This is a genomic window from Candidatus Sodalis pierantonius str. SOPE, from assembly GCF_000517405.1.
GTDB classification, from domain to species: domain Bacteria; phylum Pseudomonadota; class Gammaproteobacteria; order Enterobacterales; family Enterobacteriaceae; genus Sodalis_C; species Sodalis_C pierantonii.
Map to the genome: position 1 here is coordinate 3,629,783 of NZ_CP006568.1, position 20,257 is coordinate 3,650,039.

The following is a 20,257-nucleotide window of genomic DNA, read 5'->3' on the forward strand; positions in this document are numbered from 1 at the left end:
GTTGCAGCGGTATCTATCAGAAAGCCGCGCAAGAAAAAAGATGACTGCGCCCGTGGGCGAAGATAAAAAACGCATTCCGGGACATAACCGGTATAATTGCCGTTAATATGCCATCTCCAAAGAGAGGATACCGTTGACCAAATCTTATAACTATCAGATAACTCATTTCGTGACCAGCGCGCCGGATATTCGCCATTTGCCGATCGACAGCGGGATTGAAATCGCCTTCGCGGGGCGTTCCAACGCCGGCAAATCCAGCGCACTTAACACCCTGACCAACCAGAAAAACTTGGCCAGGACCAGTAAAACCCCCGGACGCACCCAGCTTATCAACCTGTTTGAGGTGGAGCCGGGCATCCGGTTGGTGGATCTTCCCGGCTATGGCTACGCCGAAGTGCCGGAAGAATTAAAACGCAAGTGGCAGCGCGCCCTGGGCGAATATCTGCAAAAGCGCGACAACCTTAAAGGGCTGGTGGTATTGATGGATATCCGCCACCCGATGAAAGATCTCGACCAGCAAATGGTGCAATGGGCGGTGGATGTCAATATTCCGGTTCTCGTCCTGCTTACCAAAGCCGATAAGCTGGCTTCCGGCGCGCGCAAAGCGCAGTTAAATCAAGTGCGCGAAGCGGCGCTGGCATTCATGGACGATGTCGAGATTGAAACATTCTCGTCGCTGAAAAAACAGGGCGTGGATAAACTGCGGCAGAAACTCGACGCGTGGTTTACCGCCATCCCGCCGGCGATAGCACCAGAAGCGCCGGCGAGTGAAAAATAACGTCCGGTTTCACGCCCTGGCCGGGGCCATGGCGGCGCTACGTACCTTGCCTGTGACGTCACGCCCTGACCGGGATGGCGGCAGCGCCGCTGTTCACGTTATCATGTTCACGCCGCCGGACAGCACACGGCGAGGTTTCCGCACCCAATAAAAAACGTCCCAGTCATAAAATGACTGAGGCGGCTAATACTTAGCCAAATCCAATTACGTGAAGTAAAAGGTCTGAAAGATAGAACATCTTACCTCTGTACCCTACGCTGATAACTTTACCCTATTTTTTGATGGGGAAAAAGAATTTTTTGTAGTTTACTTTCACCTTTTACGTATAAGGAATGCTTATTGTGGGAATACATCACACTTTAATGTAGCTTAATTACTAAAAGTGCTTAGTCATTCGCCACTTAGTGAGCTTGATCCCAGTTTTCACCGACCCCTACGTCCACCTGCAACGGCACATCCAGCGTAAAACATCCCTCCATCAGCGCCTTAATCCGCGCTTTGGCGCTCTCTACCGCATCCCTTTGCACCTCAAACACCAACTCATCATGAACCTGCATAATCATGCGAACCGGCGGCGCCTCCTGCTGCAACCAGCCATCGATCGCAATCATCGCTCGTTTGATAATATCGGCGGCGGTGCCCTGCATAGGCGCATTAATGGCCGCGCGCTCCGCGCCTTTTTTGCGCATGCCGTTGCGCGAGTGAATATCCGGCAAATAAAGCCGGCGCCCGTCCAGGGTGGCGACATAACCTTGATCGGTCGCCTGCCTGCGGGTGCGTTCCATATAGTCCAAAACGCCGGGGTACCGCTCGAAATAAAGATTCATATATTTCTGCGCCTCCGAACGCGGCACCGACAGCTGACGCGCCAGACCAAAGGCGCTCATGCCGTAAATCAAGCCAAAGTTGATAGCCTTGGCGCTGCGGCGCTGATCCTGTGTCACCTTCTCCAGCGGCATCCCGAAGACCTCGGCGGCGGTGGCGCGGTGAATATCCTTGCCGGCGGCAAAGGCGTTCAGCAATCCGGGATCGTGCGCGAGATGCGCCATGATGCGCAGCTCAATCTGCGAATAGTCCGCCGCCACGATAAGCGCATCCGGCGGCGCGATAAATGCCTGGCGTATACGCCGTCCCTCATCATTACGCACCGGAATATTTTGCAGGTTCGGATCGCTCGAAGATAGTCGTCCGGTAGCGGTAACGGCCTGATGATAGGAGGTATGCACCCGTTTCGACACCGGGTTAATCATCTGCGGTAGTTTATCGGTGTAGGTAGATTTAAGCTTGGCCAGGCCGCGGTATTCCAAAATCAGCTTCGGCAGCGGGTAATCCAGCGCCAGCTCCGCCAGCACCTCTTCATTGGTGGAAGGGGCACCGCCGGGCGTTTTTTTCAGCACCGGCAGCTTCTGTTTATCGTATAAAATCGCCTGCAGCTGTTTGGTAGAGGAAAGATTGAACGGTTCTTCAGCCAGCTGATGCGCTTCCAGTTCCAGCGCTTTCAGACGTTTGGTCAGCTCCACCGAATGCGCGGCGAGAATGTTTTCGTCAATGAGCACACCGGTGCGCTCAATGCGCGACAGGACCGGCACCAGCGGCATTTCAATTTCCTGAAAGACCTTTTTCAGCTCCGGCGCTTGCTCAATGCGCGGCCACAGCGTCTGATGCAAACGCAGCGTCACATCGGCGTCTTCGGCGGCGTAGGGGGCGGCCTGTTCCAAAGCGATCTGGTTGAACGTCAACTGGTTGCGCCCTTTACCCGCGATCTCCTCAAAGCTCACGGTGGTGTGTTGTAAAAAACGGTCCGCCAGGCTGTCCATACCGTGGCGGCCGGCGACGCTGTCCAGCACGTAGGATTCCAGCATGGTATCGAATGCGATGCCGGCCAACTCAATGTCGTATCGTTTTAATACCCCGCGGTCGAATTTGAGGTTCTGGCCGATTTTGCCGATGGCGGCATCTTCCAGCACCGGTTTCAACAATGCCAGTACCGCCGCGCGGTCAAGCTGGTCCGGCGCATCCAGATAGTCATGCCCCACCGGCAGGTAGGCAGCTTCACCCGGCTTCACGGCAAAGCACAGCCCCACCAAATTGGCGGTCAGCGTATCCAGCCCATCGGTTTCGGTATCGAAGGCGAACACGCCGGCGCTGCGAATAGCGGTAATCCACTGCTCAAGCGTCGCCATGTCGTAAATGATCTGATAGCCGTCTTTTGACAGTGCCTCAGCCGGCGCCTCCGCTGCGGCCAGGCGAGGCGCGGTAAAGGGCGAAGACGGCGCGACGGCGCTTTTGCGGCCCTGTAGCCATTTACCCGCTTCTAGGTCGCTCAACCAGCGTTTAAATTCATAACGCTGAAATAACAGCATCAGCGCTTCGGCCTCGGGCTCTTCAACCGTTAGCTGGTCATAGGGTAAATCCAGCGCCACATCGGTTTTAATCGTCGCCAACTGGTAGGAGAGGAAAGCCACCTCGCGGTGCTGCTCGAGTTTGGCGGCCATGGTTTTGGCGCCGCGGAAGCTCAAGATGCTGACGCTATCAAGCTGTTGATACAGGATTTCCAGCCCCCCTAACCCCTGCAATAGCGCCTGCGCGGTTTTCTCCCCTACTCCCGGCACGCCCGGAATATTATCCGAGCTATCGCCCATCAGCGCCAGATAGTCGATGATAAGCTCGGGCGGCACGCCGAATTTCAATTGCACCTCTTCCGGACCGAGGATGGTGTTCGACATGGTATTGATCAGGGTAATTTTGGGCGACACCAGCTGCGCCATGTCTTTATCACCGGTGCTTATCAGCACGTCGTGGCCGTCGCGCGCCGCCGCCAGCGCCAGCGTACCGATAACATCATCGGCCTCGACGCCGCTGATAGCCAGCAACGGCAGCCCCATCGCCTTGACCATCTCATGCAGCGGCGCTATCTGGCTGCGCAGATCGTCCGGCATGGGCGGCCGGTGGGATTTGTAGTGCTCAAACAATTCATCGCGAAAGGTCTTGCCCTTGGCATCAAACACCACTGCCACATGGCTTGGTCGGTATTGCACCAGCAGGCTTTTAAGCATATTCAATACGCCGTACATCGCCCCCGTGGGTTCCCCCCCGCTATTGGTCAGCGGCGGAAAGGCATGATAGGCGCGGTAAAGATAAGAAGAACCATCCACCAGGATTAACGGGTTTTCTGCGATTTGAACCATAGCGTATTTCGTTCTTTTTAGTCAGCAAACATAAGGGGTAGCATGCCACAGCCGGCAGCCGGAGACGATGGTTAGCGTAGCATAAGGGCGATAAAAATACCGGGAATGCGGCGAGATCCGCAGGATCATGCTGTGGATAACTTTGTGAGTAAAAATTATAGTTTTTATTGACAGCCGCGATATTTGCGAGGTCTCTAGACAAAAAACCTTTAATATCAAGTGATTAATATATTAACCTGTCAATAGCAAATTTCATCACAAGGGTATTGCCATTGTGGATATAAACCTGCTATGGCCCGTTGCGGGCAAAGGAATTATCCTCTGGCAGATTAAGGAGATACCGCTATTTCTATTGACGTCAGGAACGACAACGCCGGCGGTCGCCGGCGTTGTGCTTCATTCGCCCGTAGGCGATATTACTTTTGGCTAAGAAGAAATTTCACGACATCGGCGAATTGTTTGGTGTAAGCGTCCATCGATGACATATCCAATCCGTCATTCTTCACCATATATTTACCATTGACGAACATTGCCGGTACGCCGCGCAGTTGTAGATCGGCGGCCGCTTTCTCCTGCTGTACGACCAAGGATTTCACGACAAAGCTGTTCCAGGCGGAATCATATTCTTCCGCGCTGACGCCCGCTTTAACAAAGACCGCGCGGATGTCATCCGGCGTTTGAATCGTCTGCGTTTTCTGTAGGCCATCAAACAGCAGCGGACTGACTTTATCTTCTACCCCCAGCGCCATGGCTACCGCCCAGGCCTGGGTGAGCTGTTTACCCATCGACCCCAGGAAGTCCACGTGATATTTGGTCATTTTGGTTCCTGCCAGCAGCGCTTTTTTCACCGTACTGGAAATGTGATAGACCTGCTCGAATTGATAACAGTGCGGGCAATAAAACGAGAAAAACTCTAGCACCTGGGGTTCACTGGTTACCGGCTTGTCGAGCTGGACATATTGTTGACCTTCAGTAAACTGCGCGGCCGAGGCACTGAATGCCAACGCGATACCCATCAACGCAAACCATATTTTTTTCATAGATAGTCTCTCTCCGAAATGAATCATTTAGGCGTAAACATAATCAATAGACCGGCATCAGCTGCAGCGGAGGTTGTTGCAGCAGCGTTGCCTGTTCGATGAATAGCGCGGTTTGTTGCGACCAAAATTCCGCCTCAACCATCCACGGGAAACTACGTGGAAAGCCGGATCGCCCCAGCGACGGCTAACCCAGGCGAGATAATGGATCATTCGCATTGCCCGCAACGGCTCAATAAGCGCCAGTTCCCGAGGATCGAAATCAATAAATTCAGCATAAGCGTCCAACAGCAGCGACAGTTGATACAGCCTGTCGCGGCGATCCCCGTTAAGCAGCATCCAGAGATCTTGGACAGCCTGGCCATTACGGGCATCGTCGAGATCGACAAACGTCGGGCTGTCGCGCCACAAGATGTTACCGGCGTGCAAATCGCCATGCAGACGCAGCGGGCGCCAGTCGGTAGTCCACACCTCATGCACCTGCGCTATGAGCTGGTCGCACGCCTGTAAAAACATCGCTTTCTGCCGGCCAGAGATAAGGGTACTGTTTTCCAGCTCGCGTCGTGGCAACGTCAGATATTCTTCCAGTCCCATGGTCGGGCGCGCGCTAAAACAGCGGCTGCCGTTGTGTCGGTAAATACGGCCAAGAAAACGCCCTACTCACTCCAGCTGGTCTTCGTTATCCTGCTCAAAAGCCCGCCCGCCAACACTGGGAAACAGGGCGAAATAGTAGCCAAGATGGTTGTGCAGCGTCGCATTATTAATGACCAGCGGCGCTACGACCGGTATTTCGGCCTGCGCAAGCTCTTGCGCCAGCTGGTGCTCTTCTAAAATTTGCTCGGCACGCCAGCGTTCGGGGCGGTAAAATTTCACCACATAGCGCTTTTTCTCTTCGTCCAGAAACTGATAGACGCGATTTTCATAACTGTTGAGGGCGGTTAAGCCGGAATCGACGACGATCCCCGTCTGTTGCAGGGCGTCCATAATCAAATCGGGCATTAATGCCTGAAAATTGAATTCTGTGCTCATCAGCCCCCGCTTACTCTTTGATAATACCGCGGGCGCGCAAAATGGCCGTTTTAAAATCTTCTTCATAATCTTTTGCTAGCCCAGGAATTGCGGCTGTTTTATCGCTGCCGCGCATTTTCAAATGATAGATGGCTTTGTTGAATAAATCGAACTTTTAGGTGACTGGCGGCTCTGATCACTACATTCGTTTCAACATCAGGTCCCCATGGCAAAGCAAAAGTTTAAAATTACCAACTGGCCCGCATATAACAATGCGCTCAGGCAGCGGGGGGACCTGACAGTATGGCTTGATGAGTCAGCCATTGCTGCATGGACTGAGAGTACACCACCTGAACATCGTGGCCGGCCGCTTCACTACACCGATATGGCCATTACCACGGTTATGATGATAAAGCGCGTGTTTAACCTTTCGCTCCGGGCGTTACAGGGTTTCGTTGACTCGATTTTTAAACTGATGGGGCTGTCGCTGCGCTGCCCAGATTACTCTCTGGTCAGCCGGCGAGCAAAAACCGTCGACATCAGCATAAAAACGCCAACCCGCGGCGAAATCTCACACCTGGTCATCGATGGCACCGGCCTGAAAGTCTTCGGCGAAGGCGAATGGAAAGTCAGGCAGCATGGGGCTGAGAGGCGCAGAGTATGGCGCAAGCTTCATCTGGCAGTAGATAGCGTGACACATGAAATTATCTGTGCCGATTTATCGCTAAGCGGTACGACAGATGCGCAGGCGCTGCCCGGGCTGATTAACCAAACCCACCGGAAAATCAGGGAAGCGCTGACAGTGCTTACGATACGCGTTACTGTCATGATGCTCTGCTGAGGAAAAAAATAAAGCCGCTTATCCCACCGCGAAGTGGTGCGCAATATTGGCCAGCTCGATACCATGAGCGTAACCATGCGGTGGCAAATCAGCATCTGAGCGACAATAACGATACCTGGAAAAAGAAAGTAGGTTATCACCGGCGTTCACTGGCTGAAACGGCCATGTTCCGGTTTAAAACACTTCTGGGTGGTCATCTGAGTCTGCATGACTATGACGCACAGGTAGGTGAGGCAATGGCAATGGTTAAAGCACTTAACCGGATCACACTGTTAGGAATGCCAAACAGCGTCCGCATCATGTAACAATCGCCCTGATAGGAAGGAAGTCGTCACAAATTTCGGATTTATTCAACAAAGCGATGATAGATTAGAATATCATCGGTCAGGCCGCTTAAATCGCCCTGATAACCTGCTTCCTGCGCCAGCTTTAGCAGAAATTGTACCAGGTTGAGATCGGGCTCCTGTTGCCAGGCGGGATGCAACAGCGCCACTAATTCATTAACGCGATGGCATTTCATAATACATTCCTTAGTGAAGGTCTGACAGTACTGTAGCAAGATTCGCGAACGGGGATAAACAGCATTATCCTGCATTCGCTAAAACATTGTATCCTAATATGAAGGGTAATCCCCGTACCCTAGAATTTCATCCTGGAGAGGGCGATGGCAACCAACGGCATTACCGGCGTGATCCTGGCGGGCTGGCTTTCGACGCGCATGGGCGGTGAAGATAAAGGCCTGCTGCAAATCAATCATAAGCCATTATACCGTTACGTAGCCGATCGTCTGGCGCCGCAGGTCGCTGTGCTGATGATTAACGCCAATCGTAACGAAGATGCCTATCAGCACGGCGGTTTTCCGGTTGTGGCGGATACTTTTCCCGGTTTTGCTGGGCCGCTGGCCGGGATGCTGACGGGCCTACGCCTTGCCGATAGCGAATGGGTCGCGTTTGTCCCTTGTGATGTTCCGGTGTTTCCGAACGATTTGGTGGCGCGGTTGTGGGAGAATCGACAGCAGGCGTCCGCGGCCTTTGCCAGCGATGATAAAGGTCACGATCATCCCACGTTTACGCTGCTACACCGAGCTTTGGCGCCGGCGCTGGAGGCGTTTCTGCACCGCGGAGGAAGGCGGGTCAGAGCCCGTACCGGATTCTGTGTAAATGCCTTTTCTCAGAAGTGACCGTCCAGGCGGTCACCGAACTCGATAATAAAGCGGCTCATTGCCATGCGCCAGTCCCTCAAAGGCATTGTCCATTTCTGTGAGGCCGCCTGTATCGCCAGCCACACCACCTTTTTCACTACGTCGTCGGTCGGGAACACCTTGCGGATGTCCGTTGAGTAGGCAAAGAACGTGGCCAGATTGGCCCAGTTTGCCTGCCAGCTTCGACTTATTTGCGGGTAGCGGATGTCCCAAGCACTGGAGAACGCTTCCAGCGCCTGCAAGCCGGCTTCTTCCGTAGGGGCCTGATAGATAGCTTTCAAGTCGCGGGTGACGGCCTTGTAGTCCTTCCAGGAGAACGAACCGCAGGCTGTTGCGCACCATATGCACGATACACAGCTGGAGCCGCGCCTCCGGATACACCGCGTTAATAGCGTCAGGGAAACCTTTCAGCCCGTCTACGCAGGCGATAAGGATATCGTTCAGGCTGCGGTTTTTCAGCTCTGTCAGCACGTTCAGCCAGAACTTTGCGCCTTCATTTCCGGCCAGCCACATACCTAGCAACTCTTTCTGGCCTTCGATGTTGATGCCCAGCGCCAGGAACACAGATTTGTTGATGATGCGGCTGTCCTGCCGGACTTTTAGAACGATACAGTCAAGATAAACAATGGGATAGACTGCATCCAGAGGCCGGTTTTGCCATTCGACAACCTGCTCCATGACCGCATCGGTGACCTTTGAGACCAGCGCCGGCGAGACATCGGCGTCATACAGCTCTTTGAACGCGGCGGCGATCTCGCGGGTGGTCATCCCTTTGGCGTACAACGATAAAATCTGGTTATTCATCCCGGTAATCCGGGTCTGGTTCTTCTTCACCAGTTGCGGTTCAAAGGAACCGTCACGATCGCGCGGAGTACGCAGCGCCAGCGGGCCATCGCCAGTGGTAACGGTTTTTGTGGAATAGCCGTTGCGGGCGTTGGTCCCCGGTTTAGGCTGATTTTTATCGTAGCCGAGGTGATGGGTCATTTCGGCATTGAGAGCTGCTTCGACGCTGATTTTTTTCAGCAGCCGAGCGAAGTGACTGAGATCTTCAGGAGTTTTGAGATTTTTGGCCAGTTCGTTAGCCAGAGCCTGCAACTGTTTTTCGTCTATAAATTAACTTGTTTTTGATGTTGGATTGAACATATCAAAATCAGGCAAATACACAAATTTCTAAACAGGCTCTTATCAGGGGTGCGCTCTAACCACCTGAGCTACAAGCCTATAGAAGGTTTTTCTTGCTCGTGACAGTTATCAGACAATCTGTGTGGACACGTCACTTAACGTATCGTCTAGATAAGGAGGTGATACAACCGCAGGTTCCCCTACGGTTACCTTGTTACGACTTCACCCCAATCATGAATCACAAAGTGGTAAACGCCCTCCCGAAGGTTAAGCTACCTACTTCTTTTTCAACCCACTCCCATGGTGTGACGGGCGGTGTGTACAAGGCCCGGGAACGTATTCACCGTGGCATTCTGATCCACAATTACTAGCGATTCCGACTTCATGGAGTCGAGTTGCAGACTCCAATCCGGACTACGACGCACTTTATGAGGTCCGCTGACTCTCGCGAGATCGCTTCTCTTTGTATGCGCCATTGTAGCACGTGTGTAGCCCTACTCGTAAGGGTCATGATGACTTGACGTCATCCCCACCTTCCTCCAGTTTATCACCGGCAGTCTCCTTTGAGTTCCCGACCGAATCGCTGGCAACAAAGGATAAGGGTTGCGCTCGTTGCGGGACTTAACCCAACATTTCACAACACGAGCTGACGACAGCCATGCAGCACCTGCCTCAGAGCTCCCGAAGGCACCAAGGCATTTCTGCCAAGTTCTCTGGATGTCAAGAGTAGGTAAGGTTCTTCGCGTTGCATCGAATTAAACCACATGCTCCACCGCTTGTGCGGGCCCCCGTCAATTCATTTGAGTTTTAACCTTGCGGCCGTACTCCCCAGGTGGTCGATTTAACGCGTTAGCTCCGAAAGCCACGGCTCAAGGCCACAACCTTCAAATCGACATCGTTTACAGCGTGGACTACCAGGGTATCTAATCCTGTTTGCTCCCCACGCTTTCGTACCTGAGCGTCAGTCTTTGTCCAGGGGGCCGCCTTCGCCACCAGTATTCCTCCAGATCTCTACGCATTTCACCGCTACACCTGGAATTCTACCCCCCTCTACGAGACTCTAGCCTGCCAGTTTCAAATGCAGTTCCCAGGTTAAGCCCGGGGATTTCACATCTGACTTAACAGACCGCCTGCGTACGCTTTACGCCCAGTAATTCCGATTAACGCTCGCACCCTCCGTATTACCGCGGCTGCTGGCACGGAGTTAGCCAGTGCTTCTTGCGGGTAACGTCAATCGATGGCGCTATTAACGCCACCGCCTTCCTCACCGCTGAAAGTGCTTTACAACCCGAAGGCCTTCTTTACACACGCGGCATGGCTGCATCAGGGTTTCCCCCATTGTGCAATATTCCCCACTGCTGCCTCCCGTAGGAGTCTGGACCGTGTCTCAGTTCCAGTGTGGCTGGTCATCCTCATCAGACCAGCTAGGGATCGTCGCCTAGGTGAGCCATTACCCCACCTACTAGCTAATCCCATCTGGGTTCATCCGATGGTGTGAGGCCCGAAGGTCCTCCACTTTGGTCTTGCGACGTTATGCGGTAGTTAGCTACCGTTTCCAGTAGTTATCCCCCTCCATCGGGCAGATCCCCAGACATTACTCACCCGTCCGCCGCTCGCCGGCAAAGAAGACAAGCTTCTTCCCGCTGCCGCTCGACTTGCATGTGTTAGGCCTGCCGCCAGCGTTCAATCTGAGCCATGATCAAACTCTTCAATTAAAAGCTTGATGCTCAAAGAATTAAAACTGGTATTCTTATGAATATTCGCTGTTCACTCTTCAAGACTTGATATTTCGTGTATCGATATCGTCTTGTGAGTGCCCACATAGATTGTCTGATAAATTGTTAAAGAGCGCTGCGCAGCTGGAATCCGGCCAGCGTATATTACGCCTTCCTCATTCAGTGTCAAGCCGTTTCGCCTGTTTCTGAACCCTCCCGTTCACTGTGATGATATTCACATGACCGGTCGATGGAGGCGCATTGTAGGGAGCCGGTTTGAAATGGCAAGGGAATATCCTTACTTTTTTTCCAACCGGTCACAAATCATTCGTTACGCGCCGGATTGACGCCGCTTAATCGCGGCCGGCAGCGCGGCCAGGCTATCGATGACCCAATCTGCCGCCGCGCTGGACTGCTCCGTTACCACTTTGCCGCTGCGCACCAGTACCCGAGTGCCAACCCCCGCCGCCTTGCCCGCCAGCATATCGTCCAGTTTGTCCCCCACCATGTAAGAAGAAGCCATATCGATATGCAGGTGGCGCTGCGCGTCCAGCAGCATCCCGGGTTTCGGCTTGCGGCAATCACACTCTTGGCGTAGCGCCTCCACCGCCGCCTGGGGATGGTGAGGGCAAAAATAGATACCGTCCAGATCAACGTCACGATCCGCCAGTGACCAGTCCATCCATTCCGTCAGGCGCATAAACTGCTCTTCGCTGAAAAAACCTCGAGCCAGCCCGGATTGATTCGTGACCACCACCAGGGCGAAGCCCATTTTTTTCAATTCCTGCATGGCTTCGATCACACCATCGATAAATTGAAAATCGTCAATCTCATGGACGTAACCGTTATCGGCGTTAATCGTACCGTCACGGTCTAAAAAAATTGCGGAAACAGACTGTGCCACTGCAAGGCTCCTGATTACGGATAAGCCTCAAGTATCGCATGTTTTGACATGGGAAGAGAAACCCATAAAATGGAACGTAACGCAGTTAACTTAGACGTCTAGACGCCTTAACATCCACGCACTTCAATGCCGGTCGGCTTTGATTTGTTACCTTTACGTTCGCTATGCGGCCTATATATAAAAATAAGCATGATCACACTTTCTCACATCACCAAGCACTTCACGCTGGGCACGCGGACGATTACCGCGCTATCAGATGTTAGCCTTCACGTGCCCGCTGGGCAAATTTACGGCGTCATCGGGGCGTCTGGCGCGGGGAAAAGCACCTTGATACGCTGCGTCAATCTGCTGGAACGGCCTACATCCGGTTCGGTGGTGGTCAACGGTACCGATCTGACGAATCTGCCCGAGCGGAAGTTGATCGATGCCCGTCGTCAGATAGGCATGATCTTCCAGCATTTTAATTTACTTTCCTCACGCACGGTGGCCGGCAATGTCGCGCTGCCGCTGGAATTGGATAAGCGGCCTAAAAGCGCTATCACCCAGCGGGTCGCCGAGTTGCTGGCGCTGGTAGGGCTGGAGGATAAAGCGGATAACTATCCGGCGAATCTTTCGGGCGGGCAGAAACAGCGTGTCGCCATCGCCCGCGCGCTGGCCAGCAATCCTAAAGTGCTGCTGTGCGATGAAGCCACCAGCGCGCTGGATCCCGCCACGACCCAGTCAATCTTAGCGTTGTTGAAAGATATCAATCAGCGCCTAGGACTGACCATACTGTTGATTACCCATGAAATGGATGTTGTGAAACGCATTTGCGATCAGGTTGCGGTCATCAGCCAAGGGGAACTCATTGAGCAGGATTCAGTAAGCGAAATGTTTTCCCATCCGAAAACGCCGCTGGCCCAGGCTTTCATCCGTTCCACGCTGCATTTGGATATTCCGCAGGATTATCAGCAGCGCATGCATACCGAACGTGCGCCCGGCCGCATTCCCATATTACAGTTGGAATTTACCGGTCAGTCGGTGGATGCGCCGCTGTTGTCAGAAACCGCGCGCCGTTTCAACGTCAACAATAACATTATCAGCGCCCAGATGGATTACGCCGGCGGCGTTAAATTCGGCATCATGTTGACGGAAATGGACGGGGATGAAGCGGACGCTGCCGCCGCCATCGCTTATTTGCAGCAGCATCAGGTCAATGTAGAGGTACTGGGTTATGTCTGATGGAATGATCGCCCTATTGGCCCGTGGAGTTTGGGAAACCCTGACGATGACATTCGTCTCGGGATTTTTCGGTTTTGTCATCGGTCTACCCATCGGTGTATTGCTTTACGTTAGCCGTCCCGGTCAGATTGTCGACAATGCCAAACTGTACCGAATGGCATCGGCGTTAGTAAACATATTCCGTTCCGTTCCTTTTATTATTCTGCTGGTTTGGATGATTCCGTTTACCCGTATCATCGTCGGGACTTCCATCGGCCTTAAGGCCGCCATTGTGCCGCTAACGATAGGCGCCGCCCCCTTTATTGCCCGAATGGTCGAAAACGCCCTGTTGGAAATTCCCTCTGGCCTGGTAGAAGCCTCTCGCGCCATGGGCGCCACACCGCTGCAGATTATCCGCAAGGTGCTGCTGCCGGAAGCGCTGCCGGGTCTCATTAACGCCGCGACCATTACGCTCATTACCCTGGTGGGGTATTCCGCCATGGGCGGTACCGTGGGCGCCGGCGGCCTGGGACAAATCGGCATTCAATACGGCTATATCGGTTACAACGCCACCGTGATGAATACCGTATTAGTATTGTTGGTGGTTCTGGTCTATTTAATACAATTTTGCGGTGATCGGCTCGTCAGAGCGGTTACCCATAAATAACGCGACCGTCCCTGCGTCGACATTATGGCGTAAGGACACTACATCTCACTGTGAGGAAAGGGATATGTCTTTCAATATTAAAACTCTGGCAAAGGTGGCGGCACTGGTTAGCGCGGTGGCGCTGGCCGGCTGCGGACAGGATGAAAAAGATCCGAATCACATCAAAGTAGGCGTGATCAATGGCGCGGAACAGCAGGTAGCGGAAACGGCGCAAAAAGTGGCCAAAGAGAAATACGGCCTGGACGTGGAGCTGGTGACCTTTAATGATTACGTATTGCCGAACGAAGCGCTCAGCAAGGGCGATATCGATGTTAACGCGTTCCAGCACAAACCGTATCTGGATCAGCAAATAAAAGATCGCGGCTATAAGCTCGCGGCCGTAGGGAATACCTTTGTGTATCCCATCGCCGGCTATTCCAAGCAAATCAAATCGCTGGACGAGCTGAAGCCCGGCGCACAAATCGCGCTACCCAACGATCCGACCAACCTGGGCCGTTCGCTGCTGCTGTTGCAAAAAATTGGGCTGATCGGTTTGAAACCGGGCGTGGGGCTGATGCCGACCGTTCTGGATGTGACCGATAATCCGAAGAACCTGAAGCTGGCGGAACTTGAAGCCCCGCAGTTGCCACGATCGCTTGACGATCAGCAGATCGCCCTGGCGGTTATCAATACCACTTACGCCAGCCAGATTGGCCTGACGCCGACCAAAGACGGTCTGTTTGTCGAGGATAAGGACTCGCCTTATGTCAACCTGATCGTGGCGCGCGAAGACAATAAAAACACCGAAAACGTGAAGAAATTCGTTCAGGCCTATCAGTCCGATGAAGTGAACGATGCCGCCAACAAAATCTTTAACGGTGGCGCAGTCAAAGGCTGGTAATTGTTAATAACAGTTTTTCGCGGTGTTTTAATCAGACGGGTCACGGCCCGTCTTGTTATTTCTGCCGTAGATTGCTTCAATAGCAGCCGTTATAACAATAACCAGAGGAAAAATGATACGCGCATTACTTGTTTCGCTGCTCCTTCTCTCGCTAACGGGATGCTCCGGGCTATACCACGCACCTTCCGCCGTACAAAGCGGCCCCTAAAATCCGTTTAAAGACACGACCTCCGCCGTACATAAAGCCGCGCCACGCAGCGCGCCCCTGCCGGCGAAATTGTATAAAAATCCTGAAGAGCTGGTAGGCAAGCCGTTCCGCGATCTGGGCGAGGTGTATGGCTCCACCTGCAAAGTCAGCCTGCAAGATCCGCCGCCGAGCATCAGCGCCGTACGCCGCAATATGCAGATCCGCGCCGCCGCGATGAAAGGCAACGGCGTGTTACTGCATCAGTGCCAGATCGTGAGCGCCGTCGCTGGCTGCTATCAGCAGGCCATTTGCCAGGGGACCGCGCTCAGCGTTTCGCAATGACCTCGACTTTCGGCTTCAGGCAAATAGGCGTTGTCCGCTCGCCCTATAAAGAAAAGTTCGCCGTGCCGCGCCAGCCGGGGCTGGTAGCGGATGGCGTCGGCGAGTTGCATTTGCTGCCGCCCTATAATCAAGCGGAAGCGGTACGCGGCCTGACGGAGTTCAGCCATATTTGGCTGCTGTTTGTTTTTCATCAAACGCCGGAGGGCGGCTGGCGGCTGGCGGCTGGCGGCTGGCGGCTGGCGGCTGGCGGCTGGCGGCTGGCGGCTGGCGGCCCACGGTCAGACCCCCGCGGCTTGGCGGCAATAGCCGGATGGGGGTGTTCGCCACCCGCTCGCCTTTTCGCCCCAATCCCATCGGCATGTCGCTGGTGGCACTGGAGGGCATTACGCGGCACGGCGCCGACGTCATTTTACGTCTTGGCAGTCTGGATTTAGTGGATGGGACGCCGGTGGTGGATATTAAACCCTATCTTCCCTATGCCGAAAGCCTGCCCGACGCCCGCGCGGGCTTTGCGCAAGCCGCCCCCGCCGATACCCTACAGGTCATTTTCTCCCCCCCGGCGGAGCGGCAGCTGCGCGCGCAGGCTCACGTCTGGCCCCGATTGCGGGAATTTATCGGCGATGTTCTGGCGCAGGATTCCCGTCCCGTCTATCACCGTCGGGGAATGCCGGCGCGGGAGTATGCCGCGGCGCTGCTGGATTTTAATGTCCGCTGGCGCGTGAGCGAGACGACTGCCGAGGTTATCGCCATCGATACGTTACCGGGCGGCGACACTGACGCCGCCGGCCCGATCACCGAGCCCGAATCCAGCAGCGCAGGCGGGATAACGAGTTAAATTTCCCGCCGGTCCTTTTGGCCGTCGGCGGGCGCTGGTAGACTATATCACTTTCATTTTTTTGCTGCCTGCCGGCAGCCTACGGCACTCAGCCGCTTTTGTGGAACCTAACTAACATGCGTACTAGCCAATATCTGCTCTCCACCCTCAAGGAAGTCCCCGCCGATGCGGAAATGGTCAGCCATCAGCTGATGCGGCGCGCCGGGATGATTCGTAAGCTGGCGTCCGGCCTGTATAGCTGGCTGCCCACCGGTTTGCGCGTGCTGCGTAAAGTGGAAAATATCGTGCGCGAAGAGATGAACAACGCCGGCGCGATTGAAGTGGCCATGCCGGTAGTGCAGCCGGCAGATCTGTGGCAGGAAAGCGGACGTTGGGTCCAGTACGGCCCGGAACTGCTGCGGTTTACCGATCGCGGCGCGCGGCCGTTTGTCCTGGGCCCCACGCATGAAGAGGTGATAACCGACCTTATTCGCAATGAGGTCAGCTCCTATAAGCAGTTGCCGTTGAATTTTTATCAGATCCAGACCAAATTCCGCGACGAAGTGCGCCCGCGTTTCGGCGTCATGCGTTCGCGGGAGTTTGTGATGAAAGACGCCTACTCCTTCCACACCAGCCAGGCGTCGCTGCAGGCGACTTATGACACTATGTATCAGGCCTATAGCGCTATTTTCACTCGTATGGGGCTGGAATTCCGCGCGGTGCAGGCGGATACCGGCTCCATCGGCGGCAGCGCGTCCCACGAGTTTCAGGTGCTGGCCGACAGCGGTGAGGACGATATCGTCTTCTCGACCGCGTCAGACTACGCCGCCAATATCGAACTGGCAGAGGCGGTCGCCCCGGCCGCCACCCGCGTCGCGCCCAGCGAAGAGATGCGGCTGGTGGACACCCCCGACGCTCGCACCATCGCCGAATTGATGGCGCAATTTTCGCTGCCGGTGGAAAAAACCGTCAAGACGCTGCTGGTCCGCGCCCGCGAAGACGCCGGTCATCCGCTGGTGGCGCTGATGGTCCGCGGCGATCATCAGCTCAACGACGTCAAAGCCGAAAAATTGCCGCAGGTCGCCGCCCCGTTGACGTTCGCCAGCGAAGAGGAAATCCGTCTGGCGGTCGGCGCGGGTCCTGGCTCGCTTGGGCCGGTGAACCTGCCGCTGCCGCTGGTCATCGACCGTAGCGTGGCGGTGATGAGCGACTTCGCCGTCGGCGCCAACGCCGAGGGGAAACACTTCTTCGGCATCAACTGGGAACGGGATTTGCCGCTGCCTCAGGTAGCCGACCTGCGCAAGGTTGTTGACGGCGATATCAGCCCGGACGGTAACGGTACACTGCAAATCAAGCGCGGGATCGAAGTGGGCCATATTTTCCAGTTGGGCACCAAATATTCAGAAGCGATGAAAGCCACCGTGCAGGGTGAAGACGGCCGTAACCAAACGCTGATCATGGGCTGCTACGGCATCGGCATCACCCGCGTGGTGGCGGCTGCTATCGAGCAAAACCACGACGAGCGTGGCATTTTGTGGCCGGAAGCCCTGGCGCCGTTCAATGTCGCCATTTTGCCCATGAATATGCATAAATCCTTCCGGGTGAAAGAGGTGGCGGAAGATCTTTACCGGCAGTTGCAGGCGCGCGGTATCGACGTTCTGCTCGGCGATCGCAAAGAGCGTCCGGGCGTGATGTTTGCCGATATGGAGCTTATCGGTGTACCGCACCAGTTGGTCATAGGCGATCGCAATCTGGATGCGGATGAAATCGAGTATAAAAACCGCCGCAGTGGTGAGAAGCAGATGATCAAACTCAGCGCGATTGTTGATTTTCTCGTCGGTGAAATCACCGCCGCGAAATAAAACGAGACACTACTCGCCTCACTCATGCGCCGTCCACGGTCGTGGACGGCGCGTGCTGGTTCCGATCACATCCGATCACTAATTCTGATTTCATCCGATCACTGATTCCGGTCACCCGATCAGCGATTCCGATTCTGTCCGATCGCTCATCTTCTGTTCCGCCATACTCTGGAGACTTTTAGCTTCCGGGGGCATGGCATGGCACGTAAAAAGAAGAAAGCGAGAACGGAAATGTGCACCTATATTAATGTTTTACGTATGAAATTCGAGCAGCGTCGCTCGAATCGCACTATCGTAGCAGCGCTCGGCATAGGCTGTACTACCGTGCACGATATCTTCGGCCGATTCACGGTAGCTAACCTGGTCTGGCCATTGCCGGCGGAACTGTCCCCCGTCGACCTCGACCGCCTGCTCTATCCCGGCAAATCCGGAAAAGTTATCAATACCTTACCCAGCTGGCTTGATATCGAGTTAAGCCGCAAGGGCATGACCAAGCAGCTGCTCTGGATGGAATATCAGTCCGCCGTGGGCGGTGATGCCCTCGGTTACTCACAGTTTTGTGCACTGTTCCGTGACTGGAAAAAGAAGCAGCGGCGTTCCATGCGCATGGAGCACAAGGCTGGCGAAAAGCTCTTCATCGACTTCTGTGGCCCCACCGTACCTATCGTCAACCCTGCGACCGGTAGCGTACGCCAGGTCGCTATCTTCGTCGCTGCCATGGGCGTGTCAGGCTATGCGTATATCGAAGCCTGCGAAGGCCAGGACATGGCATCGTGGCTCAACGCCAATAGCCGCTGCCTGCACTTCATGGGTGGGGTTCCGGAGCTGATGATACCTGATAATCTGCGCAGCGCTGTCAGCACCCCTGACCGCTATGAGCCGGTCATAAACCAGAGCTACCAGGCGCTGGCAAATCACTATGAGACAGTGGTGCTACCGGCGCGCCCGAGAAAACCGCAAGACAAGGCGAAGGCAGAATCAACTGTGCAGCTGGTAGAACGCTGGGTTTTGGCCCGGTTGCGTAAACGTAGGTTCTACTCGCTGGCCGAACTCAACCAGGTGATACGAGAACTCAATCATGAGTTGAATCTGCGCCCGATGCGTCATTACGACGGACAAAGTCGCCTTGAACGCTTCGAGCAGCTGGACAAACCGGCTCTTGGGCCTCTACCGCCCACACAATGGGAATACAGTGAGTATCTCGTTGCCCGAGTGGGACCTGATTACCACATAGACTACGGCAAAAACTGGTATTCGGTGCCGCATCCGCTGGTTGGCGAGCGCGTTGACGTCATCGCCACCCAACGGCTGGTGCAAATCCACCATAAGGGCGTCTGCGTGGCTACGCACCCTCGCAGCGATAACGCCTATAGGCACACGACTCAGGCGGCGCACATGCCGGCTAACCATAAGGGGCAGAGTCAGTGGACGCCGGAAAGGCTGTGCAGTTGGGCGCTGTCGGTAGGTGTGTGCACACTGAAAGTGGTCGAGTCCATCCAAAAGAGCAAAGCCCATCCGGAGCAGGCTTACCGCTCCGTGCTGGGGCTACTCAATCTGCAACGGCGCTATGAGACGACGCGACTGGAGAAGGCCTGCGCGCTGGCGTTGGAGAAAGGGTGCATTAACCGCTCTTTCATAGCCAACGTATTGAAACACGGTCGTGAAAGTGAGGTCACCCAGGACGGAGCCGGCGTATCAATGCTGGTTCACGAAAACCTCCGAGGTCCGGACAGTTATCACTAAGGAGAATAAATATGGATACACTGTTAATGGCTCTGCGAGAGCTGAAGTTGTCGGCAATGGTCCAGGCGTTGGAGACGCAACGCGAACTCCCGGGGAGTTATGGGGAGCTGGGGTTCGAGGAGCGGTTGTCGCTGATGGTAGAAGCTGGAAATTTGCATATAAAAAACAACCACATATGCCATATTCGACGGCAATCGCAAATGCGCTTGCAGGCAAAACCGGAAGATATCCGCTATATCCCTAGCCGAGGAGTAACACCGGAACAAATGCGAGATCTGCTAGGGGGACAATATCTGAAATATCAGAAAAGCATACTCATCACGGGGCCGACAGGTACGGGCAAAACCTGGCTCAGTTGTGCGCTTGGTGAGCAGGCATGCCGGCAGCAATATAGCGTGCGTTACTGGCGAGTGGGTCGGTTGCTGGCCCATCTTCACCAGTGTCAGGTAGACGGGACCTATCTAAAACAGCTTAAGCAGTTAGAAAAAATAGAGTTACTGATCTTGGACGACGTGGGCCTAGAATCAATAAGTCCGATGCAGGCAACGATGCTGTTGGAGGTGATGGAAGATCGCTACGACAAAAGCAGCAGCATCCTGATCAGTCAACTGCCGGTGAAAAAATGGTATGGACTGATAGAAAACCCCACGACAGCTGACGCGTTACTCGATCGGTTAGTACACCCCAGCTATAGACTGGAACTTAAAGGCGAATCACTACGCAAAAAGCAAGGAGTAGCCAGCACAGGAAAAATAGACTAAACCCGAG

13 protein-coding genes, 1 rRNA gene and 7 pseudogenes are annotated in these 20,257 nt (G+C 54.5%); 11 read left to right on the plus strand and 10 right to left on the minus strand.

Features of this window, described 5'->3' with window-relative positions; all coding sequences use genetic code 11:
• The first annotated feature begins 133 nt into the window (after window positions 1-133).
• Window positions 134-778, plus strand: a complete 645-nt coding sequence (gene yihA / locus SOPEG_RS18115; protein WP_025246402.1) for a ribosome biogenesis GTP-binding protein YihA/YsxC — start codon at window positions 134-136, stop codon at window positions 776-778.
• Between the two features lie 190 nt (window positions 779-968).
• Here yihA and spfP read toward each other — a convergent pair whose 3' ends face one another.
• The 5 genes and pseudogenes from spfP to SOPEG_RS25350 all read right to left on the minus strand — a co-directional run.
• Window positions 969-1,016, minus strand: coding sequence for a small protein SpfP (gene spfP, locus SOPEG_RS31230; protein WP_071892919.1), 48 nt, complete (start codon window positions 1,014-1,016; stop codon window positions 969-971).
• A gap of 163 nt (window positions 1,017-1,179) precedes the next feature.
• Entirely contained in the window at window positions 1,180-3,966 is a 2,787-nt protein-coding gene (gene polA / locus SOPEG_RS18120; protein WP_025246403.1) for a DNA polymerase I, read from the minus strand.
• A gap of 416 nt (window positions 3,967-4,382) precedes the next feature.
• Complete coding sequence (gene dsbA, locus SOPEG_RS18125) at window positions 4,383-5,006, minus strand: thiol:disulfide interchange protein DsbA (protein WP_025246404.1); 624 nt, start codon at window positions 5,004-5,006, stop codon at window positions 4,383-4,385.
• A gap of 43 nt (window positions 5,007-5,049) precedes the next feature.
• Window positions 5,050-6,035 (minus strand): annotated as a pseudogene (locus tag SOPEG_RS18130) (serine/threonine protein kinase).
• 7 nt (window positions 6,036-6,042) lie between these two features.
• Window positions 6,043-6,162 (minus strand): annotated as a pseudogene (locus SOPEG_RS25350) (DUF1040 family protein); the annotation flags it as partial.
• A 75-nt stretch (window positions 6,163-6,237) separates the two neighbouring features.
• Between SOPEG_RS25350 and SOPEG_RS18135 the strand changes: the two are divergent.
• Window positions 6,238-7,157 (plus strand): annotated as a pseudogene (locus SOPEG_RS18135) (IS5 family transposase).
• Between the two features lie 56 nt (window positions 7,158-7,213).
• Here the strand turns inward: SOPEG_RS18135 and SOPEG_RS25355 are convergent.
• Window positions 7,214-7,372, minus strand: a pseudogene (locus SOPEG_RS25355) (DUF1040 family protein); the annotation flags it as partial.
• 144 nt (window positions 7,373-7,516) lie between these two features.
• On the opposite strand from SOPEG_RS25355, the gene mobA reads away from it, so the two are divergent.
• Window positions 7,517-8,032: a molybdenum cofactor guanylyltransferase MobA gene (gene mobA, locus SOPEG_RS18145; protein ID WP_025246407.1), complete on the plus strand. Its 516-nt coding sequence runs from the start codon at window positions 7,517-7,519 to the stop codon at window positions 8,030-8,032.
• On the opposite strand, the pseudogene SOPEG_RS18150 reads toward mobA, so the two are convergent.
• The 3 genes and pseudogenes from SOPEG_RS18150 to gmhB all read right to left on the minus strand — a co-directional run bounded on the left by SOPEG_RS18150 (window position 8,023) and on the right by gmhB (window position 11,794).
• A pseudogene (locus SOPEG_RS18150) lies at window positions 8,023-9,163 on the minus strand (IS256 family transposase). The gene mobA and the pseudogene SOPEG_RS18150 sit on opposite strands and share 10 nt — an antisense overlap.
• 184 nt (window positions 9,164-9,347) lie before the next feature.
• A 16S ribosomal RNA gene (locus SOPEG_RS18155) occupies window positions 9,348-10,890 on the minus strand.
• 331 nt (window positions 10,891-11,221) lie between these two features.
• Window positions 11,222-11,794: a D-glycero-beta-D-manno-heptose 1,7-bisphosphate 7-phosphatase gene (gene gmhB / locus SOPEG_RS18160; protein ID WP_025246409.1), complete on the minus strand. Its 573-nt coding sequence runs from the start codon at window positions 11,792-11,794 to the stop codon at window positions 11,222-11,224.
• Window positions 11,795-11,983: 189 nt separating this feature from the next.
• On the opposite strand from gmhB, the gene metN reads away from it, so the two are divergent.
• The 4 genes and pseudogenes from metN (at window position 11,984) to rcsF (ending at window position 15,070) form a co-directional block, all read left to right on the plus strand.
• Entirely contained in the window at window positions 11,984-13,015 is a 1,032-nt protein-coding gene (metN, locus tag SOPEG_RS18165; RefSeq protein WP_025246410.1) for a methionine ABC transporter ATP-binding protein MetN, read from the plus strand.
• Complete coding sequence (locus SOPEG_RS18170; protein ID WP_025246411.1) at window positions 13,008-13,661, plus strand: methionine ABC transporter permease MetI; 654 nt, start codon at window positions 13,008-13,010, stop codon at window positions 13,659-13,661. Before metN ends, SOPEG_RS18170 begins: the two co-directional genes overlap by 8 nt.
• A gap of 64 nt (window positions 13,662-13,725) precedes the next feature.
• Window positions 13,726-14,541, plus strand: a complete 816-nt coding sequence (locus SOPEG_RS18175; protein WP_025246412.1) for a MetQ/NlpA family lipoprotein — start codon at window positions 13,726-13,728, stop codon at window positions 14,539-14,541.
• 115 nt (window positions 14,542-14,656) lie between these two features.
• A pseudogene (gene rcsF / locus SOPEG_RS18180) lies at window positions 14,657-15,070 on the plus strand (Rcs stress response system protein RcsF).
• Here the strand turns inward: rcsF and SOPEG_RS29975 are convergent.
• The gene (locus SOPEG_RS29975) at window positions 15,025-15,261 is read right to left on the minus strand and encodes a hypothetical protein (RefSeq protein WP_236851865.1); all 237 of its coding nucleotides are present in this window, start codon (window positions 15,259-15,261) and stop codon (window positions 15,025-15,027) included. The pseudogene rcsF and the gene SOPEG_RS29975 sit on opposite strands and share 46 nt — an antisense overlap.
• Between SOPEG_RS29975 and tsaA the strand changes: the two are divergent.
• The 4 genes and pseudogenes from tsaA to istB all read left to right on the plus strand — a co-directional run.
• Window positions 15,151-15,824, plus strand: a pseudogene (gene tsaA / locus SOPEG_RS18185) (tRNA (N6-threonylcarbamoyladenosine(37)-N6)-methyltransferase TrmO); the annotation flags it as partial. The gene SOPEG_RS29975 and the pseudogene tsaA sit on opposite strands and share 111 nt — an antisense overlap.
• 197 nt (window positions 15,825-16,021) lie before the next feature.
• Window positions 16,022-17,746 (plus strand): proline--tRNA ligase, encoded by a 1,725-nt coding sequence (gene proS, locus SOPEG_RS18190; protein ID WP_025246413.1) that lies wholly within the window; start codon window positions 16,022-16,024, stop codon window positions 17,744-17,746.
• A 198-nt stretch (window positions 17,747-17,944) separates the two neighbouring features.
• Window positions 17,945-19,489, plus strand: coding sequence for an IS21 family transposase (gene istA, locus SOPEG_RS18195; protein ID WP_081743061.1), 1,545 nt, complete (start codon window positions 17,945-17,947; stop codon window positions 19,487-19,489).
• 11 nt (window positions 19,490-19,500) lie between these two features.
• Window positions 19,501-20,250 (plus strand): IS21-like element ISSoEn3 family helper ATPase IstB, encoded by a 750-nt coding sequence (gene istB, locus SOPEG_RS18200; RefSeq protein WP_025246415.1) that lies wholly within the window; start codon window positions 19,501-19,503, stop codon window positions 20,248-20,250.
• The last annotated feature ends 7 nt before the right edge of the window (window positions 20,251-20,257 follow it).

Coding starts and splice junctions, on each gene's coding strand:
- polA (WP_025246403.1), bottom strand. CDS start 3,966: ATGGTTCAAATCGCAGAAAACCCGTTAATCCTGGTGGATGGTTCTTCT.
- dsbA (WP_025246404.1), bottom strand. CDS start 5,006: ATGAAAAAAATATGGTTTGCGTTGATGGGTATCGCGTTGGCATTCAGT.
- mobA (WP_025246407.1), top strand. CDS start 7,517: ATGGCAACCAACGGCATTACCGGCGTGATCCTGGCGGGCTGGCTTTCG.
- metN (WP_025246410.1), top strand. CDS start 11,984: ATGATCACACTTTCTCACATCACCAAGCACTTCACGCTGGGCACGCGG.
- SOPEG_RS18170 (WP_025246411.1), top strand. CDS start 13,008: ATGTCTGATGGAATGATCGCCCTATTGGCCCGTGGAGTTTGGGAAACC.
- SOPEG_RS18175 (WP_025246412.1), top strand. CDS start 13,726: ATGTCTTTCAATATTAAAACTCTGGCAAAGGTGGCGGCACTGGTTAGC.
- SOPEG_RS29975 (WP_236851865.1), bottom strand. CDS start 15,261: ATGAAAAACAAACAGCAGCCAAATATGGCTGAACTCCGTCAGGCCGCG.
- proS (WP_025246413.1), top strand. CDS start 16,022: ATGCGTACTAGCCAATATCTGCTCTCCACCCTCAAGGAAGTCCCCGCC.
- istA (WP_081743061.1), top strand. CDS start 17,945: ATGGCACGTAAAAAGAAGAAAGCGAGAACGGAAATGTGCACCTATATT.
- istB (WP_025246415.1), top strand. CDS start 19,501: ATGGATACACTGTTAATGGCTCTGCGAGAGCTGAAGTTGTCGGCAATG.